Consider the following 22,950-nt stretch of genomic DNA (forward strand, 5'->3'; position numbering starts at 1 on the left):
TTTGGGGTAATCGTATGCCTTAATATTCGAAGGTGCCAAACTCACTTATAATGGTGAGTTTTTTGGTGGTATTTTCCTCGACCCGACCCACGATTTGGGCTTGAACCCCAAAACTTTCGGAAATGCTTATCAAATCCTGTGCCACGACTTCATTGACATAAAGCTCCAGACGATGGCCACAATTAAAAACTTGATACATTTCCTTCCAATCTGTCCGGGATTGCTCCTGAATCAATTTAAATAATGGTGGAAGCGGGAAAAGGTTATCCTTGATAACATGAAGGTCATCAATAAAATGAAGTATCTTGGTCTGGGCACCTCCGCTACAATGCACCATTCCATGTATATCCTCGGAAGTGTATTTTTCCAAAATCCCTTTTACTATAGGTGCATAGGTACGCGTTGGTGAAAGCACCAATTTCCCTGCATCCGATGGGGATCCCTCAATAATATCCGTTAGTTTGATGTTTCCAGAATATACCAATTCCTCCGGAACCGCGGCGTCATAGCTCTCCGGGTATTTCTCGGCCAGATATTTGGCGAAGACATCATGCCGGGCCGAGGTCAACCCATTGCTTCCCATACCCCCATTATATTCCTTTTCATAAGTGGCCTGTCCATAGGAAGCCAGGCCAACAATGACATCACCAGCCTTGATATTGGCATTGTCAATGACAGCACTCCGTTTCATCCTTGCGGTCACCGTGGAATCCACGATTATGGTACGCACCAAATCCCCTACATCCGCTGTTTCTCCCCCTGTGGAATGAATGGTAATACCGTATTCCCTTAAATCCGAAATCAATTCCTCGGTGCCATTAATGATGGCCGAGATTATTTCGCCAGGGATCAAATTTTTGTTCCTTCCTATTGTTGATGAGAGCATTATGTCGCCCACGGCCCCAACACATATCAAATCATCTATGTTCATTATCAGCGCGTCTTGCGCTATGCCCTTCCAGACCGAAATATCCCCGGTTTCCCTCCAATACATATAGGCCAAGGAAGACTTGGTTCCGGCACCGTCCGCATGCATCACCAAACAGTATTCATCATCCTTTGTTAAGTAGTCCGGGACAATTTTACAGAAGGCCTTTGGAAACAGGCCTTTGTCCAAATCTTTTATGGCACCGTGTACGTCTTCCTTGGAGGCGGAAACACCGCGTAGGTCATATCTTTTTCTATGGGTGGAACTCATGGTCTTTATTTGGTCAAAAATAGTTGAATTGGGGGAATACGCCTAGTTTGGGGTCTAAAAGATCTGGAATATCCGGAAGTCGGTAAGTCGATATTTCAGGATTTAATCTTTTTTGAGATGAAATAGCATTTATCCTTGGTTTGGAATCCAATATTTTTTGGGTTCACAAAAATTATCCGTCCAGATGGAGCCCGACCTTATTTGGTAAACAAGAGTTCCCTGTATTTGGTCAATGGCCACTCGGCATCATCCACCAAACGCTCCAACTTATCGGAGTGGTAGCGTATCCTATCAAAATAGGGGCGTATATTATCGCAATAGGCCGTTGCTTTTTTGGTTAAATCGGTAAGGGTATTGGCTTTCTTTCTTGCCTCTACCATATGATCCGTATTCTTTTTGATTTCCGAGATATGTTCGGCAATCTGTTCGATAATGTTAAGTTGTCCTTCCGACAAATTTTTGTATACGGCCCCGTAAATTTCCTTCAACCCATTGACATTGACAATAAGCTTGTTCTGGTAGCGTACGGATGATGGTATCACATGATTATAGATCAGTTCATTAAGTACCCTACCCTCTATTTGAATATGTAGGATGTAGGCCTCCAATTCAACCTCTTGACGCGCCCTCACCTCTATTTCGCTCATCACTTTCATCTCCTTAAAAAGCGCGAGACTATCCTTACCGGTCATTATTTGTAAGGCCTCTGGGGTAGTTTTATTATTGCTTAGTTTTCTTCGCCTGGCCTCTTTTTCCCATTCCTCGCTATACCCATCACCATCAAAACGTATCCTTTTGGAGGTTTTGATGTATTCCCTGAGAACGTTAAAAATAGCCTCGTCTTTTTTAAGGTTCTTCTTGTCAATAAGTACATCCACTTCTTTTTTGAACATCTTCAACTGTTTGGCAACAATGGTGTTCAAAATCGTCATAGGTTTGGCACAATTGGTTTTTGAACCTACTCCCCTCATTTCAAACTTATTACCGGTAAAGGCAAAGGGCGAGGTGCGATTCCGATCCGTATTATCCAACAAGATTTCCGGAATCTTTCCAACGACGTTCAATTTAAGCTCCGTCTTTTCCTCCGGGGATAGTTTTCCCTGGGAGACCCCTTCCAACTCATCCAGCACTTGGCCCAACTGTTTTCCAATAAAAATGGAAAGAATGGCAGGAGGTGCCTCATTTGCGCCTAATCTGTGGTCATTACTTGCAGACGCTATGGAAGATCGCAACAATTCCTCATAATTGTCAACAGCTTTTATCGTATTTACGAAAAATGTCAAGAACTGCAGGTTCTTCATGGGCGTAGAACCCGGACTCAATAAATTGACCCCGGTATCCGTGGCCAGGGACCAATTGTTATGCTTTCCGGAACCGTTGATACCGGCAAAGGGTTTTTCATGGAACAAAACCTTAAGGTTATGTGTGTCGGCTATTTTTTCCATCACATCCATGAGCAAAAGATTATGATCCACGGCCAAATTGGCTTCCTCAAATACGGGCGCCAGTTCAAATTGGTTGGGGGCAACCTCATTATGCCTTGTCTTGACGGGAATACCCAGTTTGGTACATTCTTTTTCCAAATCGCTCATAAAGCTTAAAACCCTATTCGGGATTACCCCAAAATAATGGTCATCCAACTGTTGTCCCTTGGCAGCTAAATGACCCACAAGGGTACGACCTGTTAGGATAATATCCGGACGAGAGTAGGCCAACGCCTTATCGACCAGGAAATATTCCTGCTCCCAACCCAAGGTAGCATTGACTTTGGATACATTTTTGTCAAAATACCTTGCTACCGCTGTGGCGGCTTCATCCACGGCATGTAAAGCCCTTAACAAAGGGGCCTTGTTGTCCAAGGCCTCGCCAGTATAGGAAACAAATATGGTGGGAATGCAGAGGGTGGTGCCATAAATAAATGCCGGCGATGTTGGATCCCAGGCCGTATATCCCCTGGCTTCAAAGGTATTGCGTATTCCCCCACTCGGAAAGCTGGAAGCATCCGGCTCCTGTTGGACCAACTGACCTCCACCGAATTTTTCCAGGGCCTTTCCATCTGGCAAAAGGTCAAAAAAGGCATCATGTTTCTCCGCCGTAGATCCGGTAAGGGGCTGAAACCAATGGGTATAGTGCGTAGCACCCTTGGTAATGGCCCAACCCTTCATGGCCTCGGCTACTTGATCGGCTATTTTTCTGTCTATTTTGGAGCCTGAAAATATAGCTCCCCGAACACTTTCCAAAGCATCTTTGGTAAGGTATTGCCGCATTGTATCATCATTGAATACTTGAATACCGAACAGCTCGGAACGACGCCCCTTCTCTTCAACGATTATGCTATTTCTCCTTAAACTATCCGATACGGCAGTAAAACGCATTTGAGCCATAATTTTTGTTTAAATTCTCGGCTAAAATAATCATTTAAGGATTTAATAATATATTCTCGAAAAAATATATATTTTCCAAAATACCCTTGCCAAAATAGGGGTATCTTAAATTATGTCCTTTTTTTTGATTTTTACCCCCTAAAAAATTAGATTAATTGATCAAAAAATATATTTTTGTTGGTCTTTAAAATGTAAATATTAACAACCAAAGATTATGAGCAAAGCAAAATTAGAATACATCTGGTTGGACGGATACACGCCGACGCAGGAACTACGAAGCAAGACAAAAGTTGTCGATGGTTTTGATGGCAAACTGGAAAGTTGCCCCGTTTGGTCTTTTGATGGAAGTTCCACTTTACAAGCTGAAGGGAATTCTTCGGACTGTTTGTTGAAGCCTGTGGCCATTTATCCCGATCCGGATAGAAAAAATGGATGGTTGGTCATGACCGAGGTTTTAAATCCTGATGGAACTCCCCACGAAAGTAACCATAGGGCCCAAATAGATGATGATGACAATGATTTCTGGTTTGGATTTGAGCAGGAGTATTTTTTGATGGATACCGAAACCGATTTGCCCTTAGGCTTCCCAAGAGGAGGTTTTCCTGGACCCCAAGGACAATATTATTGTTCCGTTGGTGGCCGTTATACTTGGGGAAGAGAGTTTGTAGATGAGCATTTGGATATGTGCCTTGCCGCTGGATTGAACATTGAAGGTATCAACCAAGAGGTTGCGCCCGGCCAGTGGGAATTCCAAAACTTTGCCAAAGGCGCAAAGAAAGCGGGTGATGAGCTATGGGTGGCTCGTTACTTACTTAATAGGATTACCGAAAAATACGGTTACTATATTGAATTGCATCCAAAACCTGTTAAAGGTGATTGGAATGGCTCTGGTATGCATGCCAATTTCTCTAACAGTACTTTGAGAAATGCCGGCAGCAAAGATATTTATGAGGCTATCTGCGAGGCTTTCCGCCCAGTAGCCATGGATCATATTGAAGTGTACGGGGCATTTAACGATGAGCGTCTTACCGGTCACCATGAAACACAATCCATCAACGAATTCTCTTACGGGGTTTCGGACCGTGGCGCCTCCATTCGAATTCCTATAGCTACCGTGGAAAGTGGTTGGAAAGGCTGGTTGGAAGATCGTCGTCCGGCATCAAATGCCAATCCATACGAAGTGGCCGGGATAATCGTGAAGACTGTAAAATCTGCGGACGTAAAGGCTACAGTATAAATAGATATAGATTAATTGATAGTTTTATTACCTAAAAAAGCGCACCTTTTGGGTGCGCTTTTTTATTCTTCCGTTTTTTGTAGTGGGGTGTTCATCCAGTAGTCCTCAACGTTATCCGGTCTTGTGATGGGCTGGTCTTCAAAGATAGGTTTGCGCTTGTTCATAAAAAGACTATCCTTCGGGGCAGTCTGGCCTAGTTTTACGCGTTGTACAAAAAACTCCCTAAACTGTTTATAATCCCGTTGGGTCCATTTATTGACCAAATTGCCTAGGGTATCCCTTACATTGGCGACCTTTATGGAAAATAAATCATTAAGATCCGCACCTTTTTTTTCGGCCTTATCAATTTCACGTGCCATTGCCATAATTTTTTCCTCTTTCATTTCCGGGAATAAAAAAATCTTGTTTTCCCACCTTCCGGCCATTTTCAATTTCACACGCTTCTTTTTAAACTCCACCTTGTAATTGGGAAGATGCACGGACTGTTTTGCTTCGGGAATTGCATTGTATTCCACCATAAAACAATTTCTAGCTATATTATAGGTAACATACTCCACTTTAAAAACCGGAGGTATATTCAATGTAAAACTGTTATAAAATGAAATGTAGTTCAGGTACATTTTACCATTTATTCTTCGATAATCCGTGGTAATATCAAAAATTACCTTTTGCTTGTTTCCATGTTTATTCCTTTTACGTGTTTTGTTTCGTTTTTTTTCATCGTACATGGTATATTCCAATTTATGTATGGCGAAATCCAATTTGGAAATATAGATGGTACCATTCGCCCTATAGTTTGGATAAAACACCCAAAACTTAATGGTGTACAATTCTTCTGTATCAATGCTGGTGTCACTACCTTTCAAGAAATAATGATTTTCAGTCAAGTCGGTTTTAAGAGTGCCGATGAAGTCGTAGGAACCAACATTGTAGTTTCTTATGGCATCATGAATTCTCAAAATTCGAAATTCATTCCCCCCGTAGGCATCCAAATGCGCCTTCTTAATTATTTTACGAAGTGATCCGTAATCATAGGCAGCCCGCGCCAAGGAATCCTGTTCAAAATTATCGTTCAAACCAAAATTAAATAAACGCGTTTCGGTAGTAGCATCGTCCAATTGATCAAAGCCTTGATCAAAGACTTCAAGAATGGCTTCATTTAGATTAACGTATCGTTGATCATCGTTCAACTGATAATCCCGGTAATAACCAATGCCAGAAAAGTAATTTAAGGGAAAATTTCGGGGTATGGCCTCAATGGCGCGCTGAACGATTTGCTTGGCATTTAGGTTCCGATTTCGTCTGCCCTTCGCTTTGACCACCGCCTCATCCAAACCGAAAACTTTAGGTTTTAGGTTCAGTACATTTAGTTCGGTTTGACTGAAGTCGGTTATGGGTATCTCCTTTGTTTCATAGCCCATAGACGATATTTCGATGATATTACCGTACTCCCTATATTTTAGGGGAATTCTAAAACTACCATCGAAATTGGTAATAATACCGAGCGCTCTATCCTTAATTCGAATGTTGGCAAAAACTACGGGTTCATTTGATCGGGAATCGAGCAATCGGCCTATGATATAGTCTTGCTGCTGTGCGAAAATTTCAAAAGAAACAAATAACAACAAAGCCAAAACAACGCGATCAAGGTTTGCACTATTCATTATTTATCGGCTTTTTTAAGAGGGGTGTTCATCCAGTAATCCTCAACGTTATCCGGTCTTGTGATGGGCTGGTCTTCAAAGATAGGTTTGCGCTTGTTCATAAAAAGGCTATCCTCCGGAGCCGTTTGACCAAGTCTTACCCTCTGTACGAAAAATTCCCTGAATTGGTTATAGTCTCGTTGGGTCCATTTATTGACTAGATTACCTAGGGTATCCCTTACATTGGAAACCTTTATGGAAAATAAATCATTGAGATCTGCGCCTTTTTTTTCGGCCTTCGCAATTTCACCTGTCATTGCCATAACTTTTACTTTTTCCGTTTTTGGAAATAAATAAATCTTGTTTTTCCGCCTTTCGGCCCTTTTCAATTTCACGCGCTTCTTTTTAAACTCCACCTTGTAATTGGGAAGATGCACGGACTGTTTTGCGTCGGGAATTCCATTGTATTCTACTACATAACAATTTTGGCTTAAATCAATGGTTATATACTCCACCTTAAAAACAGGAGGTATATTCAATATAAAACTGTTGTAAAATGAAATGTAGTTCAGGTACATTTTGTTTTGTAGTCTTCGATAATCCGTGGTAATATCAAAAATTACTTTTTGCTTGTTCCCATGTTTATTCATTTTACCTGTTTTGTTTCTTTTTTTTTCATCATACATGGTGTATTCCAATTTATGTATGGCGAAATCCAATTTGGAAATATAAATGGTGCCATTTGCCCGATAGTTTGGATAGAACACCCAAAACTTAATGGTATATATTTCTTCTGTATCAATACTGGTGTCGCTACTTCTTAAGAAAAAATGATTTTCAATAAAGTCGGTTTTAAGAGTGCCGATGAAATCGTAGGAACCAACATTATAGTTTCTTATGGCGTCATGAATTCTTAAAATTCGAAATTCATTCCCCCCGTAGGCATCCAAATGCGCCTTCTTAATTATTTTACGCAATGATCCATAATCATAGGAAGCCCGCGCCAAGGAATCCTGTTCAAAATTATCGTTCAAGCCAAAATGAAATAAGCTCGTCTCGGAAGTAGCATCGTCCAATTGATCAAAGCCTTGATCAAAGACTTCAAGGATGGCTTCATTTAGATTAACGTATTGTTGATCATCGTTTAACTGATAATCCCGGTAATAACCGATGCTGGAAAAGTAATTTGAGGGAAAATTCCGGGGTATGGCCTCAATGGCCCTCTGAACGATTTGCTCCGCATTTAGGTTCCGCTTTTTTCTGCCTTTGGCTTTGACCACCGCCTCATCCAAACCAAAAACCGCAGGATTTATGCGCAACACATTCAGCTCGCTTTCGCTGAAATCGGTTATGGGTATCTCCTTTGTTTCATAACCCATGGATGATATTTCGATGATATTACCGTACTCCCTATATTTTAGGGGAATTCTAAAACTACCATCGACATTGGTAATAACACCGAGAGCTCGATCCTTAATTCGAATGTTGGCAAAAACCACGGGTTCATTTGATCGGGAATCCAACAATCGGCCTATGATATAATCTTGCTGCTGCGCAAAAATTTCAAAAGAAACAAAGAACAACAAAGCCAAAACAACGCGATCAAGGTATGCACTATTCATTATTTATCGGCTTTTTTAAGAGGGGTGTTCATCCAGTAGTCCTCAACGTTACCGGGTTTTCCTATGGGCTGGTTTTCAAAAATAGGTTTGCGATTGTCCATAAAGCGACTGTTCCCTGGAACCGTTTTGCCCGGTCTTACCTGTTGTACAAAAAATTCCCTAAACTGCTTATATTCATGATAAACCCGTTTATTAAAATAATTGCCATAAACGTCCTTAAGTCTTTCAATAGCTACTCTAAACGCCTTTGACATGTTCAATTCAAAACTTCCCTCCTTCAATTCTACTTGGGACATATTCCCTAGCCCTTCCTCTATTAAATCGGGATTAAGTCGTGCTCTATATATATGGAGGTCTCCGGTAGCGTACTTGTATTCTTGAGACATCTCCTTGGGCGTATTCTTGGGATCCAACTTAAAACTTCTTACTATTTCATCTAATTCAGATCGGATTTCCGCAAACTGTCTTTCGGTCCAATCAGGATAGAGTCGCACGGTGTATAGGTAGGGTATTATTCTTGAAAAGGAAATTTTCCTATCATTGAAAATAAAGTTGTAGTGCTTTTTCTTTCTGGTAGAGAAATAATCGACTATTTCAGTGAACCTGATTACAAAACATTTGCATGAGTCATCCAAGTAGATTTTGCTTATTACAAATTTAGGCGGCATACCTAACAGAAAACTATTATGGAATGAAATATAATTTAAGTACATTTTACCATATTTTGGTTTGTACTCGGATACTACCTTAAAAATAAGTTGGTTCTTGTCCTTATTTTTCCTTTTTCTTTTATTTTTTTCTTCACTGGTATCATAAATGGCATATTCCATCTTATAAATAGCAAAGTTCTCTTTGGATATGGCAAATTTTCCGGATATTCTTAATCCCGGTTTGGAATTTCTAAACCCTATGCCGTACAGGGATTGGTCATCCAAATAAACATCGTCTTCCCAATCGAAAAAATGATTGTTCAAAAAATCCTTTTCCAATTGGTTTACAAAATCAAAGGAATTGATCTTAAAGTTACGTATGGCATCATGAATCCTGAGAATAGTAAATTCATTACCTCCATAATTGAACAAATAGGCCCTGTCAATCACTTTTTTCCAAGTCCTATAGTTATAAGGATCATCTGCCAGCGTATCTCTTTCGAAATCCGTGTTCTTTTTATATTCATAAATTTCAACTTTGGTGGTGGTGCTATCGATTTCGTCGAAACCTAAGTCGAAAGCCTCTAGAATAGCCTCGTTAAGGTTTATATAGTCATTTTCTTGGTTAAGTTGGTAATCCCTGTAGTATCCTACTAAGGAGAACGAATTTTGGGGATAGTTCACCGGTATGGCCTCTATCGCCTTCTTTACGATTCTTCTTGCGGTCAACCTCCTCTTTTTTCGTGCGGTGACTACGGCCTCGGACAGTTCCAGGACTCCTTGGGAAAGTTGAATAAAATTTATAGCATCAGGGGATAGACCAGTTATAGGAATTTCTTTTTTTTGGTATCCCATACTGGAGATAACAAGTATATCCCCAAATTCCTGGAACTTTTTTGGGATACGAAACCCACCATCCTGATTGGAGATGACTCCAATAGCTTTGTTTTTTATCCTAATGGTAGCGAATACCACGGGTTCATGCGTCTGTGCATCCTGTAGTTTGCCCCGTATGAAGTCATCCTGGCAAAAGACCAAGGTACTGTAGAGGAACACAAAAAAATAGTGTATCCATTTAATAATCTTAGAAAGAAGATGGAAATCACTACAGTTATACATCTATCACTTTTTCGAATTTATTTTAATGGGGTGTTCATCCAATACTCCTCAAAATCATCAGGCCTAACAATGGGCTGGTCTTCAAATATGGGTCTGTTCTTTTTCATAATGAGGCTATCCGGGATAGGGTTGGCCTTTTGATTGATCCGTTGGACAAAATACTCCCGGAATTGCTGATAATCCTTAAAAGTCCATTCATTCAGTAGGTTGCCTTCCTTGTCCTTGATATTCTCGATTTCGGCAACAAGCAAATCCTTTTTTAGAATACCATCTTTTCTGTTTTTTTCAATTTCCTTGAACATTGTATCCAATTCGGCCTTTTCCATATCCGGATATAGGGCAATTCTTTTTTTATTGAGGTCGCTTCTTAAAAATCTTACTCTATCTCCCTTAAATCTGAATTTGTAATTTCTAAGGACATTCGCAGATTTAACCTGAGGTTCAACATTAAATGTAACAATGAAACACTTTTTGGACAGATCTACGGTGACGTCTTCGGTTACAAATTTCGGCTCATCCCAAAGTCGAAAAAGATTGTGGAAGGAAATGTAATTGAGGTACATTTTGGTATATATCCTTTTGTATTCAACTACCACCTCGAAAATGGGTTGCCCATGGGGATTTAATGGATTTGATTTTTTATTGATATTGAAACTTTTGCTATCATAAAGTGCATATTCCATTCCATGAATGGCAAAATCATTTTTTGATATATAGATTCTGCCTACTACTTTGTATCCCGTTATAGATAATTTATTACTTACCCTGCTGGAAGGTACGCTTTTGATAATACCAATGGTATGGAGTACTTCATCATCCAAATATGTATCCTCTTCCCTTAAAAAAGAATGGTTGTTCAAGAAATCCTTTTCCAAAACATTTACAAGATCGAAGGAATTAACCTTGTGGTTTCTTAAGGCATCGTGAATTCTTAAAATAATGAACTCATTACCCCCATACCCGGAAAGAAATGCATTGCTGATTATTTTTCGACGTGTTCGGTAGTCGTACTTTTGTTCTGCAAAATGGTTTCTCCTGAAATCCGTATTCCTCATATAATCATATATTCTAATCCTAGAGGTCTTATGATCCAATTCATCAAAACCTTGATCAAGTACTTCAATAATGGCTTCGTTGAGGTTTATATATTCATTTTCCTGGTTAATTTGATAGTCCCTGTAATACCCAACAGTGGAAAATGCGTTCTGGGGAAAGTTTAACGGTATGGCCTCTATTGCCCTTCTGACTATTCTTCTTGGAGAAAGTTGTCTTTTTTTCTTCGCTGTAACTACGGCCTCGGGCAGTTCCAAAATACCAGGGGAAAGTCGGATGATGTTTACATCATTTTGCGACAAGCCCTCTATCGGAATTTCCTTTTTTTGATACCCCATACTGGAAATAATAAGCACATCGCCCAACTCCTTGAATTTATTCGGGATGCGAAATCCGCCATCCTGATTGGAGATGACCCCAACAGCTTTGTTTTTTATCCTAATGGTAGCGAATACCACGGGTTCACCTGTCCGTGTATCCTGTAGTTTGCCCCGTATGAAGTCGTCTTGACAGAAGACCATGGAACTATAGCAGAACACCAAAAAAAAGTATACGTATTTAGTGTATTTGGAGGTCATATGGTAATTTCTAAGGTCATCTATCTTTTTTGAATCTATTTCAAAGGGGTGTTCATCCAATACTCCTCGAAATTATCGGGGCGAACGATGGGCTGATCCTTAAATATGGGTCTGTTCTTTTTCATGAGTAGGCTGTCCGAAACCTGTCTGGTATTCTGCCTTACTTGCTGGACGAAATATTCGCGAAATTGTTGGTAATCCCGGGAAATCCATTTATTCAAGATATTGCCTTCCAAATCCTTAATATCCGATATTTTGATATCGAGAAACCCCTTTTCGAGCTGACCCCGTCTTCCATGATTTCCAATTTCCTTGAACATAAGCTGTAATTCGGGCTCCTCCATATCGGGATACAACTCCATTACATTTTTACGAAGATCGCCTCTCAAAAACTTCAACCTTTGACCTTTGAACCGAAATTTATAATTTCTCAGGTTTTTAGCTGATTTTCGTACAGGTAGGTCACTAAAAGTGACTACGAAACATTTTTTGGAAAGGTCAACGGTAATGCCCCGCAGCATAAACACCGGAGCATCCCAGAGTTGAAAGGAGTTGTGAAAGGAAATATAGTTAAGGAACATTTTCCCTTCTATTGGCTTATACTCGGTAATTACCTCAAAAACAAGCTGTTTGTTGGTATTATGCTTATTGATTTTCTTGACGGTATTCACTTTTAAACGATCGTATACGGCATACTCCATTCCATGAATCGCAAAATTATGTTTTGAAATGTAGAGAATTCCATGAACCCTATGACGGGGTAAACTTTTCCGAAAACCTATGGTATACAAAACGTCATTACCCAAATATGTATCTTCTTCCAAAAAAAAATGGTGGTTTCGTAATAAATCCTGTTCCAAAATATTTACGAAGTCAAAGGAATTGACCTTATAGTTTCTGAGGGCATCATGGATTCTCAGTATAATAAATTCATTACCTCCATAATCCGGAAGAAATGCATTATTGATTACCTTCTGTTGGGTTTGGTAGTTGTACCGTTGCTCGGCTAATGGGTTCCTCTTAAAATCCTCATTCCTTTTATAATCATATATTCTAACCTGGGAGGTTTTATGATCCAATTCATCGAACCCTTCATCAAATACTTCAATTATGGCCTCGTTGAGGTTTATATACTCGTTTTCCTGGTTAAGCTGATAATCCCTGTAATACCCAATAGTGGAAAATGTATATTGGGGAAAGTTCACCGGTATGGCCCCTATGGCCTTTCTTACTATTCTTCTCGGGGACAGCCTTCTCCTTTTCTTCTTGGCGGTCACTACGGCCTCGGACAATTCCAAAACACCATGGGAAAGGCGAACGATGTTGATGTCTTCGGATGATAGTCCGGCTATCGGGATTTCCTTCTTTTGATACCCCATACTGGAAATAACAAGTACATCCCCCAACTCCTTGAACCTGGTAGGGATACGGAAACCGCCGTCCTGGTTGGATATGACTCCTACTGCCTTTCCCTTTATCCTAATGGTGGCGAATATCACGGGCTCGCCGGTTTGGACATCCAGTAGTTTGCCCCTAATAAATTCCTGTTGCCCCCATAGTGGTGGAAGAAATAAGAGAAAGCAAATAACGACAAAGTAATTTAACTTCATCAAAAATGGGGGTTTTTAGGTTACCGTAAAATAGATGAATACAGTGTAAATTCCCACAAGAATCATACCATCCCGCCAGCCTAAACGTAGTCCTTTGGGCAAAAAAACCAACGGTAATATCAAGAAGGAAATACCCAACATCCAAAAAATATCGTTTTCCAATAATCCCTGATCCACTACCTGAATTGGCTTGATCATGGCGGTAATCCCCAGAACGGCCAAAAGATTGAAGATATTGGATCCGATAAGGTTGCCTACGGAAATGGCCTTTTCCTTTTGGATTATGGCAATGATGGATGCAGCCAATTCTGGAATACTAGTTCCGACGGACACCACGGTAATCCCAATAATGCGATCGCTTACACCATAAAAAGAGGCCAGGCCAACGGCACCCTTTACCAGTATTTCAGAACCTCCCCAAAGCGCTCCTCCCCCAATTCCCAGTAACAGTACAGCTTTATGCAAGGGTAATGGCAGTACATTTTTAGGTACCCCCTCCACCACGGCGGGTTTTTGATAACGCAACAAATAGACCAAGAATAAAAATAGAATCAGGAACATAATCCCTCCTTCATATCGTTGCAATTCCCCATCAAAATAAATGAATACAAAAAACAAGAGGGAGGACACCATCATTACGGGCCAGTCCGTGATATAAAAGCTCTTACGGACATCTATGCTCCCTATAATAATGATAATGGCCAAGACCAGGCCCAAATTCGCAATATTGGATCCTACGACGTTTCCCAAAGCCAAATCCGGGAATCCGTTCAAGGCGGCATTAACGCTCACGATAAGTTCAGGGGCGGAAGTGGCAAAGGAAACTACGGTCATCCCAATTATGATTCTGGAAATATGTAAACGCAGGGAAAGTGCAACCGCCGACTTTAATAACCAATTACCTCCTGCTACTAAAAGTGTAAGTCCGATTACAATGTAAAATACATTTTGCATTCATGCCTATTTTACCATAAATATAGATGAAGATCTGAACTTAAATTGTTTTCCTATTGGAAAAAATCAACTATACAAATAGTTAAATAACTATAAAAATAGTTGCATAACTAAAAAAACAAGAGTATGTTTATGGAATAAAAACAGAACATGCAAAAATTAACGAATAAGGAAGAAGAGGTAATGAAAATTCTCTGGAAGCTGGAGAAGGCGTTTGTCAAGGACGTGCTTGGTGAAATGAAGGGAGACAGACCCCACTACAATACCTTATCCACCATCATACGAAACCTAGAGGAAAAAAACTATGTGGGCCATGAAGCCTTCGGAAACACCCACCGTTACTATCCTTTAATAACCAAAGAAAAGTATCGAAAAAAATTCATCAATGCCACGATAGCGGATTATTACGACAATTCCTATAAAAACTTGGTCTCTTTCTTTGCCAAGGAAGAAAAAATCTCCGTGGAAGAGCTAAAGGAAATCATTGATCATATCGAAAAGAAAAAGTAAATGGCAGCCTTCTTTGTGTATCTTTTAAAGTCATCGGCCGTTATTGGACTGTTCTTTGTTACGTACCATCTTTTTTTAAGGAAGGAAACCCTCTTTTTTGAAAATAGATTGTTCCTGATAAGTGGCCTGCTCGTCTCCATACTTCTCCCTTTTCTTGAAATACGCAGAGTTATTTTGTTGGATTCCGGGATTGCCAACGACCTTTCCATGACCGCCGAAAAGTCCTTGATCGCGAACCAGGCCGTACCCGTTAATTGGGAAATACTTTTGCTTGTAATCTATATTTTGGGCGTACTCTTTTTCATATCAAGATTGATACTTCAATTAGCTTCCGTAAGAAGACTTATTAAAACAGGGAAAATCAAGAAACATGAACGGTCCTATCATGTAAAGACCCAAAAACGGGTTTCCCCATTTTCATTCTTTAATTACATTTTCTATAACCCCGCACAGTTTAATCAGGAAGAGCTAAAATCGATCATCGCCCACGAAGAAGTACATGCACGGGAATACCACTCCATTGATATTCTCTTGTTGGAACTTGTTTTTATCCTACAATGGTTTAATCCAATACTATGGCCCTATAGAACATTTGTTAAACAAAACCTGGAGTTTTTGGCCGATTCAAGGGCCTTCGAAAGGGTCACTTGTAAAAAGACCTATCAGTATTTGATGTTAAAACAGGTTATTGTTGAAAAGAAGCCCACCGTTACCAATCCATTTTATAATTCATTGATCAAAAAACGAATAGTCATGTTAAATCAAAATCAATCCAAAAAAATGAACGCCATAAAACTATTTCTGGTGTTGCCCATGCTGGCCCTATTCCTTATGGCCTTTAACACCAAAAAGGTGTACTCTTTTAATACCCCCGAAGGTGCCCAAGTACGTAGTGACCAATCCATAGAGCTGATTATCGACAAGGACACTTCCAATGATGAATTGGAAAAAATGAAAAAAAATCTAGCTGAGGACAATATCGATTTCTCGTATACCGTAATCCATAATGACAATAATGAGATTATCGATATTACCTTACATATTAGTGGTCAAAGTTCGGATGGTGAAAAATTTAGCGGCAATTATAATTCCAGCTCGGATGACCCCATTAAGCCGATAGCCGTATTTTATGATCATGAGACCAATAGGATTTCCTTCGGGAATGCAATATCCAAAAAGGTTCATGTCCACAAAACCGAGGGAGGTAGCGAAACGGTACGGGTAGACCTGGGTGAAGGCGGGGAACAGAAAACGATAACCGTTAGAACGGAAAATGGAACCAAAAAAATCTTTGTTGATGGAAAAGAAGTAGATGAGGATACACTACATGAAATGAATTTTCATATTACCATGGATGAACATGACGATGATGATTTATCGATCCATGTGGTTTCATCGGATGAAGACAAAAAAAGAAAAACCAAAAGGGTAAAGTTCAAGAAACATAAGGATGGAAAGGTAAAGGAGAACGTCATGATGATCAAGGATTCGGATGATGATACAACCATAGAGGTTATTGCCAAGGGGGAAGGATCTTTGATCGTTGATGTGGACGGCAAGGAAAAACCTTTAATCTATATTGATGGCAAAAAAGCAACGGAAAAACAAGCAAAAAAGCTATCGGCTGAGAGCATTGAAAGCATGAACGTTTTGAAAGGAGAAAAGGCCATCGAGAAATATGGAAAAAAAGCTGAAAATGGTGTTGTAGAAATCACCACCAAAAAGGAAAAATAGTCACGACAAATTATCGGAAATGCGAATTTAACCGACCAAGTTTTTGGTCGGTTTTTTGTTTCTCCAAAGATTAAAATGGTAAAAAACGCTCTTTTTTGGATAAAAAGGCCCTTGGTTCAAAAAAGACTGCCCAAAATGGCCCTTCATTTGTTATAAAATGTAACATCTAAGTGTTTTAATATTACAATTCAAAATACACTCCTAGGAGCTTTATAAATAATTGAAATACATCTTATTTTTTTACTTACAATACTATATTCAATTGTATTATTTCCCATCAAATCGTTAGGAAGTATAGATTTTTATTATATATATTAAATGGATAATCGATTATCCGAATACATTTCCTAATCCTTAAAGAAAGTTTACAACAATGATCACCATCATAAAAATCATCATTTGCCTTTTGTTACTATCCTTATTGTCTAACCTATAAAACGATATATTATGTTAACCTTATTTGGAATACTCATTATTGGTGTCGGGATTCTCACTTTGTTGACGAAACCAATATTCAAAAATCATAGATTGCTTGGGTGGTTCACCCAACGCAAAAGCCTGCAGATCATCCTCTTGGGCATTGCATTGAGCATTGTTACGGGAACGTTATTTTACGCTGAGCCCGGTACTGCCTATGCGGTTCAATATCCATGGGGCGGACAAAAAGCAGTTTTCCGCCAGGGCATCCACACCAAAATGTGGGGAAGATTGATCCCTATCCAATTTGAATTGCCCATAAAATATGTAATCCCCGGTACCAATGGCGAATTGGGCGAGCAAAGCGAATATGCCAATGTGGATGCCGCCAAGTATTGGGCCTTTAGCGATGCAGTAAAGGTAAGAATCGCAACCTCCGTGGTTATCAGCATAAATACGGAGGACAAAGATCAGTTCCTATCCGTGGCAGACCGCAATAAGACCGAACAAAATCTGATACGGTCCCGAATTATTCCCAATATTGACCAATCCATAAAGAATACCTGCAAACTTATGGATGCCCAGGATTATATTTCGGGACAAGCCTCGGATTTTGACCGATATTTCAAAGATCAATTGGAAAACGGTATTTACGTCCTGGAGGAGTATATAGAAAATGAGAGCAGGGAAATCATCGGGGACAGCACAACGGTTAGTAGTGTCGTTAACAAAGAATCCAAACAAAAGCGTTTTCGCATAAAGCGAATACAGGGAGAGCCTGTTCGTGAACAGGGCAATTCCTTAAAGGCCTATGGCCTTAAAGTGGTCCAGGCCGTTGTTACTGAAATTGATTGGGAGGAAACCTTTGACAAGCGCCTCCAATTGCAAAAAGAAGAGGTGGCCCAAACGCAATTGGAAAAGCAGCAGGCGGAGCGCGAGTTCTATTGTGCACAAAAGGAAAAGGCCCGGGGAGAGGCCGAAAAGGCAGCGGAACGGGCCCGCTTGGAGAAAGAGCAGATACAAAAGACCATTGCCGCGGAAACCGAGGCCAAAGTAGCGGAATTCAACCTAGTAAAGGAGAAGAAGCAATTTGAAGTGGAAAAATTCAAGGCGCAAAGTAAAAAGGTGGCCGCGGACGCAGAGGCTTATCAAAATGCCAAATTAGTGAATGCCGAGCTTACACCCCAGGAAAGAGCGGAATGGCAATACAAGACCTCCGTAGGCGTTGCCAGGGAGTTAAAAGATCTTAATCTTCCCGAAATCTTTATTGAAGGCGGTAATTCCCAAAATACAGATACCAATTTATTGCAGTCCTTGATAGGTGCCGAATTGGCCAAGAAGATGATGGAAAACAACTCAAAATAATATCAAGCCTAAAGGCTCGGTCTAAGACCGAGCCTTTATTTTGTACTTTTGGGAAAATTCAACGTGTTGAAAAGGGCATTTTTTAGGTTTATCGCCAAAATGAATAAAGCCTTGTTACCCAGTTACTCCAAGAAAGGATTGGATTTATCCAAGGCTTCCAAACTACAAATGGCTATCATAGGATGGCGCTATTACGTTACCACCAATGCGCTGGGTCAGTAGCGCATAAGCGATTTTACGTCAAAACCATTGAGTCTTTCCCTTCCGTTCAAGAATTCCAGTTCTATCAAAAAGTTACATTGTACCACAAGACCTCCCAAACGTTCTATGAGTGCACAAGTAGCTCCTGCGGTTCCACCTGTAGCCAATACATCATCATGGACCAGTACCCTGTCACCTTTGGAAATGCTATCTTCAAGAATTTCCAAGGTATCCTGTCCATATTCCAGGGCGTAGGTTTCCCCTACTACATTGCCCGGTAATTTTCCGGGCTTGCGCACCGGTACAAAACCTACATCCAATTGAGAAGCCAGCATAGGCGCAAAGAAAAAGCCTCGGCTTTCCATACCTACCACGATATCCACTTCCCTACCCACCATTTGTGCCAGTCTCTCCGTTGCTGTCCTTAATGCCTTGGGGTTCTTTAAAAGTGGGGTAATGTCCTTAAAAAGAATCCCTTGGGAAGGAAAGTCGGGTATATCCCGTATAAAGGTTTTTAGATCCATATTTTGATCGTTGTTATTTTGCCTTAAATTTAAAAAGAAATATATTTGCAGCCCTCCTTCGAAGTCGGTTAAAACCTCCTGCTTTGGAGAGCAATGCCCAAAGACAACAGAGGCCGCGTGGCGCAACTGAATAGCGCATCTGATTACGGCTCAGAAGGTTCCAGGTTTGAATCCTGGCGCGGTCACATCAAGCAGAAAGTCCATCACCGAAGTGATGGATTTTTTGTTTTACGAAAAATCCGAAGCATAGCCCCAGAGGTTTGAAGTAAAATGAAAAACGATTACGCTAGTAATTGAACTTTCTATTTGCAGGAACGAATTTATTCAGGACCATTAATCCACCACAGGATTTCCAACGCGTCGTCTAGCTCCTCCTTATCAAAGGTCTTTTAGACCTTTGATGACCAGTAGGCCCCCTATGGAGGTTATAAAGGCAAGGGTTTGAAACCTCTTAATACGTATTGCTCCAAGCCCTTCGATCATTTGTTTTTTATATGGAATACGAGCGGTTTAATCATATGCGCGAACCAAGGATCGGTTTTGCCATCCTTGAAAATCAACAGGATTTATGAGCGGTAAGGCAGTTAACCGCTCATGGTATAATCTATTGATAATCAGAATTCTTTCCGATCCTCGATTCGACATATATGTATAAAATACATCGATATGGCTCACTAAGAATAGTAAATTTAATACGAATATTACTACTTTATATATAAGATTTAACATAAATATCGAGATTTAACAGTTGTTTGATGGTGGTTCATCGAAAAATTTGGGAATTAACTGTCATGATATTCGTTTTTTCGTACATTTCCGCCATGGAACATTTTAAGGAAGCTAAAAAGACATTGGACGAATCATGGGCCGAACTCCACGAGGCCAATATTAATCTCCAGATATCCATTCAACAAATGCAATGGGCCAGGCAAGATTTGCGTGAAGCGCTACAAAATAGTAAGATTAAGGTTGAGGATAAAAAACTAAAGGATTTCCTGGAGCTTTAAGATAAGCAGATCTACCGATTTGGTTGTTGGTAAAGGACTTGTATAGTACATAGCTATTATTTCTATTCCCTACTATATTTTAAAAGTGCTAGACCAATATTTTGTTACCTTGATGTTTTTCCAATTTAAAGAAAACCATAGGCTTTTCGTTTTCAATTCTCTTTTCCATAAATGACATGCCTAATCGTTTAGCCACTCTTTGTGAAGCCATATGCGGTTCGTCCGTTGCTGCGATAAGGTACTGAAGACCTAGCCTTTTAAACGCGTAGTCTACTATTGCCGAGCTAGCTTCCGTGGCATATCCCTTTTCGGTAAAAGGTTGCAACAAGGCATAAAGCAGTTGGGGTTGTGGCTCATCAACAAAGTACCATAAACCTACATAGCCCATTAGGGTTTCCCCATCTTTTAATTGAATTTTCCAGAGACCAAATTGGTCGTCTTCAAAATGTCTTATGTTTTGTTCCATGATGTCATCCGCGAGCATGGCATCGATTATCTCATCACCCCAAAGATATTTCCGAATGAAAGCATCACCGTTCAAAAGTTGGAACACCTTTGAGTCCTCTGGGATAAAGGGTGACAGTTGGAGCCGCTTTGTCTCAAGATTTAAATTTTCCATTTCGAACACCTTTAAATAACTTACGGATTTTTGCTATTCCGCTTTATCAGAATTTTGAACATTCCCGAACAGTTATTCTTTCGTTCCACAAACCCATATTTTTTGTATAATTTTTTTGTCCCACCTGGTGCCATTACCCCAATATAGGCATATTGTGATGCTATTGTTTCAAAATAGCCCTCAATATGATCCATAATCAGTTCGCTCACATTTTTGTTATCGTAGTTTGGGTGGACTACAATGTCCAGGATGTTAAAATAGATGGCCCCATCACCAACAACACTTCCCAATCCAATCACCTTGGGACCATCTAAGACTACAACACTATATAGTTCTTTTCCAAAAGCAGTTTTTGCAAATTGATTCCCAACTGTATACCAATCGGATTGACTTCTTAAAGATTGGTACTCTTCACGGGTAGCAGAACGTTTTTCAACTTGGAACCTTGCGCCTTGTTCAATAATCATTTCCATACCTAACCTATTTTTTCTTGTTTTTCGTTATTACCTGTCTTAATGACCGAGGGGACTTCCAAACCTGCCCCGAAAATCGCACAACCCAACACAAACTCGTAGGCTTTACATTACATAATGTTTGGTGTTGAAGAATCGTCATCATTTTTTAAAAGCTATATCTGAATCTCAGAAATATGCTATTTCCTAAATTTTTAAATTCATTTTCTTGTTTCCCATAGAAAATTTGCCCGGTTACATCAAAGTCCCAGTTTTGGGAAATGTTGTACGTGAATTGCGGGGTAAAAAAGACCGAGTTTAAATCCACCGCATAGATAGAAGCCATTGATCCCGTAATTGCGGGGGTAAACGTTTTTGAAAACTGACCGAACAGGGACCACTTGTTCGGCATTAGGTTTTTGGCATCTATTGTAGCGTTGTTCATCGACGAACCACCAAAAAAATCAACATCACCCACTCCATTGCTATTATAAAGCGTAGACATAGTAATGGAAATATCGTTTGCGAAGTAATAATCGAACGAAATGGATCCAACAAAGGAATTATTCCCTTCAGAACGGTCATTTGGCATAAAATAGCTCAATTCGCCCTTAAAACCTACATCATTGATAACACCTTCCCAACCCATTCCTAGCGCAAGGTCATTCAAGTACTTGGATGCTATTAATTGAAAGTCGTATTGATATTTATTGAAATTATACTTGATGGCCATTGTGTTATCTTCCCATGTATCCGCATAACTGATGGCAAATTCCAGACTAGAATCCCCTGAGGTAAAATATTTTACCCTTATCGCATCCGCTCCAGGGCGTTCTTCATAGTCAAAATCCAAAAAGTTATAAGCGTTAAAAAAATCATTGGGATTCCAAACCAAGTTTTTTCCCCAATTGATACGCTGACGACCTATAACCAATTGCCATTTACCTTTATGATAATCCAAATACAGGCGGTCTAGCGTTGAAAGCATAAGTATTGCAGGTTCATTGAGCAAAAAGGCATTTAGGTCTATATCCTGATTGGGATTCTTTACGGTCGCGGCAAAGTCGGGCAGGGACCTGACCGAGGTACCCCAGAACAACCTGTTCCGTAATTCGAGCGCCAATGTTAGGTTATCGCTGGCGTACATTCTTAAATTCAACCGGTTATGGATCAGGTTATCGTTGGCGATACTATCCAACGAAGTGAAACTCGAAGTATTCAGAAACTTTACATATCCTGATACATCCAGATGTTCCGAGGCCCAACTTTGCTTCTCTTGTGCCGTTACGTTTACCGCTAATGCAAAAACCAAAATACAGGATACTATGTGCTCTTTTGGTGTCAATTTGATCGTAAAACGTCCGCTATGATTTTACCGTCCTCCATGGTGACCACTCGTCTTGCCCGGTCGATAACTCTCTGGTCATGAGTGGAAAAAATAAAGGTGATGCCCTCTTTTTCATTGAGTTGTTCCATGATATCCAAAAGGGCCGACGTGGATTTTGAATCCAGATTGGCCGTAGGCTCATCGGCCAAAACGAATTTAGGTCGGGAAGCCAATGCCCTTGCCACAGCGATGCGCTGTTGTTGGCCACCACTCATTTCATTGGGACGCTTCAAGGCCTGGGTTTTCAATCCGACCGATTCAAGCAATTCTTCCACCCGCTCATCTATTGTTTCTTTGGGTTCATGTTGTAATAGCATAATGAACCCCACATTTTCTTTCGCATTGAGCACGGGAATTAAATTGTAGGCCTGAAATACAAACCCAATATTCCGCAATCTGAAATTGATAAGTTCATTTTCTTCTAATTCAAGGATGTCCACTTCATCCACAAATACATTGCCCGAATGTGGTTTGTCCAAACCGCCAATAATGTTGAGCAACGTACTTTTCCCAGATCCGGATGGCCCCACAATGGCCGTAAATTCACCTTTCTTGATCGTAAGTGACAGACCATTTAGCGCCCTTACCTCATTACCCTTGCCTTCATTATAGACCTTCTTTAGATTCTCTGTTTTTATAACGTTCATTTTGTTTGTCTTTGATTGATAATTCAAGTGCACCTCTTT

Annotated in this window: 19 protein-coding genes and 1 tRNA gene; 7 read left to right on the forward strand and 13 right to left on the reverse strand. The window is 40.2% G+C overall.

Annotation, left to right across the window (positions count from 1 at the left end; translation table 11 throughout):
- Positions 1-19: 19 nt before the first annotated feature.
- On the reverse strand, positions 20-1,198 hold the full coding sequence (locus ACO06Y_RS22440; RefSeq protein WP_422081297.1) for an AIR synthase related protein: 1,179 nt from the start codon (positions 1,196-1,198) through the stop codon (positions 20-22).
- Between the two features lie 197 nt (positions 1,199-1,395).
- On the reverse strand, positions 1,396-3,582 hold the full coding sequence (locus tag ACO06Y_RS22445) for a glutamine synthetase III (RefSeq protein ID WP_422081298.1): 2,187 nt from the start codon (positions 3,580-3,582) through the stop codon (positions 1,396-1,398).
- A 214-nt stretch (positions 3,583-3,796) separates the two neighbouring features.
- Here ACO06Y_RS22445 and ACO06Y_RS22450 point away from each other — a divergent pair, with 214 nt between their 5' ends.
- Entirely contained in the window at positions 3,797-4,819 is a 1,023-nt protein-coding gene (locus ACO06Y_RS22450) for a glutamine synthetase beta-grasp domain-containing protein (RefSeq protein ID WP_422081299.1), read from the forward strand.
- Between the two features lie 62 nt (positions 4,820-4,881).
- Here ACO06Y_RS22450 and ACO06Y_RS22455 read toward each other — a convergent pair whose 3' ends face one another.
- The 6 genes from ACO06Y_RS22455 to ACO06Y_RS22480 are packed head-to-tail and all read right to left on the reverse strand — an operon-like array spanning position 4,882 to position 14,048.
- Complete coding sequence (locus ACO06Y_RS22455; RefSeq protein WP_422081300.1) at positions 4,882-6,483, reverse strand: carboxypeptidase-like regulatory domain-containing protein; 1,602 nt, start codon at positions 6,481-6,483, stop codon at positions 4,882-4,884.
- Positions 6,483-8,084: a carboxypeptidase-like regulatory domain-containing protein gene (locus ACO06Y_RS22460; protein ID WP_422081302.1), complete on the reverse strand. Its 1,602-nt coding sequence runs from the start codon at positions 8,082-8,084 to the stop codon at positions 6,483-6,485. Before ACO06Y_RS22460 ends, ACO06Y_RS22455 begins: the two co-directional genes overlap by 1 nt.
- Positions 8,084-9,853: a carboxypeptidase-like regulatory domain-containing protein gene (locus tag ACO06Y_RS22465; RefSeq protein WP_422081303.1), complete on the reverse strand. Its 1,770-nt coding sequence runs from the start codon at positions 9,851-9,853 to the stop codon at positions 8,084-8,086. The genes ACO06Y_RS22460 and ACO06Y_RS22465 overlap by 1 nt, the downstream gene beginning before the upstream one ends.
- A gap of 17 nt (positions 9,854-9,870) precedes the next feature.
- A complete protein-coding gene (locus ACO06Y_RS22470; protein WP_422081304.1) occupies positions 9,871-11,484 on the reverse strand; it encodes a carboxypeptidase-like regulatory domain-containing protein in 1,614 nt (537 codons plus the stop codon).
- A 35-nt stretch (positions 11,485-11,519) separates the two neighbouring features.
- On the reverse strand, positions 11,520-13,094 hold the full coding sequence (locus ACO06Y_RS22475) for a carboxypeptidase-like regulatory domain-containing protein (RefSeq protein WP_422081305.1): 1,575 nt from the start codon (positions 13,092-13,094) through the stop codon (positions 11,520-11,522).
- Positions 13,095-13,109: 15 nt separating this feature from the next.
- Positions 13,110-14,048 carry a calcium/sodium antiporter gene (locus tag ACO06Y_RS22480; RefSeq protein ID WP_422081306.1) on the reverse strand — a complete coding sequence of 313 codons (939 nt, stop codon included), beginning with the start codon at positions 14,046-14,048 and terminating at the stop codon, positions 13,110-13,112.
- A gap of 150 nt (positions 14,049-14,198) precedes the next feature.
- Between ACO06Y_RS22480 and ACO06Y_RS22485 the strand changes: the two genes are divergently transcribed.
- The 4 genes from ACO06Y_RS22485 (at position 14,199) to ACO06Y_RS22500 (ending at position 18,296) form a co-directional block, all read left to right on the forward strand.
- A complete protein-coding gene (locus tag ACO06Y_RS22485) occupies positions 14,199-14,558 on the forward strand; it encodes a BlaI/MecI/CopY family transcriptional regulator (RefSeq protein ID WP_422081307.1) in 360 nt (119 codons plus the stop codon).
- Complete coding sequence (locus ACO06Y_RS22490; RefSeq protein WP_422081308.1) at positions 14,559-16,292, forward strand: M56 family metallopeptidase; 1,734 nt, start codon at positions 14,559-14,561, stop codon at positions 16,290-16,292.
- A gap of 447 nt (positions 16,293-16,739) precedes the next feature.
- On the forward strand, positions 16,740-18,074 hold the full coding sequence (locus tag ACO06Y_RS22495) for a hypothetical protein (RefSeq protein WP_422081309.1): 1,335 nt from the start codon (positions 16,740-16,742) through the stop codon (positions 18,072-18,074).
- Positions 18,075-18,140: 66 nt separating this feature from the next.
- Complete coding sequence (locus tag ACO06Y_RS22500; protein ID WP_422081310.1) at positions 18,141-18,296, forward strand: SsrA-binding protein; 156 nt, start codon at positions 18,141-18,143, stop codon at positions 18,294-18,296.
- Here ACO06Y_RS22500 and ACO06Y_RS22505 read toward each other — a convergent pair.
- The gene (locus ACO06Y_RS22505) at positions 18,290-18,799 is read right to left on the reverse strand and encodes an adenine phosphoribosyltransferase (RefSeq protein WP_422081311.1); all 510 of its coding nucleotides are present in this window, start codon (positions 18,797-18,799) and stop codon (positions 18,290-18,292) included. The genes ACO06Y_RS22500 and ACO06Y_RS22505 overlap by 7 nt on opposite strands.
- Before the next feature lie 111 nt (positions 18,800-18,910).
- Here ACO06Y_RS22505 and ACO06Y_RS22510 point away from each other — a divergent pair.
- A tRNA-Arg gene (locus ACO06Y_RS22510) sits at positions 18,911-18,984 on the forward strand.
- A 606-nt stretch (positions 18,985-19,590) separates the two neighbouring features.
- The gene (locus tag ACO06Y_RS22515) at positions 19,591-19,806 is read left to right on the forward strand and encodes a hypothetical protein (protein ID WP_422081312.1); all 216 of its coding nucleotides are present in this window, start codon (positions 19,591-19,593) and stop codon (positions 19,804-19,806) included.
- A gap of 88 nt (positions 19,807-19,894) precedes the next feature.
- Here ACO06Y_RS22515 and ACO06Y_RS22520 read toward each other — a convergent pair whose 3' ends face one another.
- From ACO06Y_RS22520 to ACO06Y_RS22535, 4 genes are all read right to left on the reverse strand, one after another.
- A complete protein-coding gene (locus ACO06Y_RS22520; RefSeq protein WP_422081313.1) occupies positions 19,895-20,425 on the reverse strand; it encodes a GNAT family N-acetyltransferase in 531 nt (176 codons plus the stop codon).
- A 20-nt stretch (positions 20,426-20,445) separates the two neighbouring features.
- Positions 20,446-20,898, reverse strand: a complete 453-nt coding sequence (locus tag ACO06Y_RS22525) for a GNAT family N-acetyltransferase (protein WP_422081314.1) — start codon at positions 20,896-20,898, stop codon at positions 20,446-20,448.
- Positions 20,899-21,046: 148 nt separating this feature from the next.
- The gene (locus tag ACO06Y_RS22530) at positions 21,047-22,189 is read right to left on the reverse strand and encodes a hypothetical protein (RefSeq protein ID WP_422081315.1); all 1,143 of its coding nucleotides are present in this window, start codon (positions 22,187-22,189) and stop codon (positions 21,047-21,049) included.
- 29 nt (positions 22,190-22,218) lie between these two features.
- On the reverse strand, positions 22,219-22,911 hold the full coding sequence (locus tag ACO06Y_RS22535; protein WP_422081316.1) for an ABC transporter ATP-binding protein: 693 nt from the start codon (positions 22,909-22,911) through the stop codon (positions 22,219-22,221).
- Positions 22,912-22,950: the final 39 nt, after the last annotated feature.

Origin of the sequence: Ulvibacterium sp., from assembly GCF_965228935.1 — a bacterium.
GTDB lineage: Bacteria > Bacteroidota > Bacteroidia > Flavobacteriales > Flavobacteriaceae > Ulvibacterium.

What these genes read in the sequence shown, in the direction of transcription:
- ACO06Y_RS22440 (WP_422081297.1), bottom strand. Translation starts at nt 1,198, where the DNA reads ATGAGTTCCACCCATAGAAAAAGATATGACCTACGCGGTGTTTCCGCC.
- ACO06Y_RS22445 (WP_422081298.1), bottom strand. Translation starts at nt 3,582, where the DNA reads ATGGCTCAAATGCGTTTTACTGCCGTATCGGATAGTTTAAGGAGAAAT.
- ACO06Y_RS22450 (WP_422081299.1), top strand. Translation starts at nt 3,797, where the DNA reads ATGAGCAAAGCAAAATTAGAATACATCTGGTTGGACGGATACACGCCG.
- ACO06Y_RS22455 (WP_422081300.1), bottom strand. Translation starts at nt 6,483, where the DNA reads ATGAATAGTGCAAACCTTGATCGCGTTGTTTTGGCTTTGTTGTTATTT.
- ACO06Y_RS22460 (WP_422081302.1), bottom strand. Translation starts at nt 8,084, where the DNA reads ATGAATAGTGCATACCTTGATCGCGTTGTTTTGGCTTTGTTGTTCTTT.
- ACO06Y_RS22465 (WP_422081303.1), bottom strand. Translation starts at nt 9,853, where the DNA reads ATGTATAACTGTAGTGATTTCCATCTTCTTTCTAAGATTATTAAATGG.
- ACO06Y_RS22470 (WP_422081304.1), bottom strand. Translation starts at nt 11,484, where the DNA reads ATGACCTCCAAATACACTAAATACGTATACTTTTTTTTGGTGTTCTGC.
- ACO06Y_RS22475 (WP_422081305.1), bottom strand. Translation starts at nt 13,094, where the DNA reads ATGAAGTTAAATTACTTTGTCGTTATTTGCTTTCTCTTATTTCTTCCA.
- ACO06Y_RS22480 (WP_422081306.1), bottom strand. Translation starts at nt 14,048, where the DNA reads ATGCAAAATGTATTTTACATTGTAATCGGACTTACACTTTTAGTAGCA.
- ACO06Y_RS22485 (WP_422081307.1), top strand. Translation starts at nt 14,199, where the DNA reads ATGCAAAAATTAACGAATAAGGAAGAAGAGGTAATGAAAATTCTCTGG.
- ACO06Y_RS22490 (WP_422081308.1), top strand. Translation starts at nt 14,559, where the DNA reads ATGGCAGCCTTCTTTGTGTATCTTTTAAAGTCATCGGCCGTTATTGGA.
- ACO06Y_RS22495 (WP_422081309.1), top strand. Translation starts at nt 16,740, where the DNA reads ATGTTAACCTTATTTGGAATACTCATTATTGGTGTCGGGATTCTCACT.
- ACO06Y_RS22505 (WP_422081311.1), bottom strand. Translation starts at nt 18,799, where the DNA reads ATGGATCTAAAAACCTTTATACGGGATATACCCGACTTTCCTTCCCAA.
- ACO06Y_RS22515 (WP_422081312.1), top strand. Translation starts at nt 19,591, where the DNA reads ATGATATTCGTTTTTTCGTACATTTCCGCCATGGAACATTTTAAGGAA.
- ACO06Y_RS22520 (WP_422081313.1), bottom strand. Translation starts at nt 20,425, where the DNA reads ATGGAAAATTTAAATCTTGAGACAAAGCGGCTCCAACTGTCACCCTTT.
- ACO06Y_RS22525 (WP_422081314.1), bottom strand. Translation starts at nt 20,898, where the DNA reads ATGGAAATGATTATTGAACAAGGCGCAAGGTTCCAAGTTGAAAAACGT.
- ACO06Y_RS22535 (WP_422081316.1), bottom strand. Translation starts at nt 22,911, where the DNA reads ATGAACGTTATAAAAACAGAGAATCTAAAGAAGGTCTATAATGAAGGC.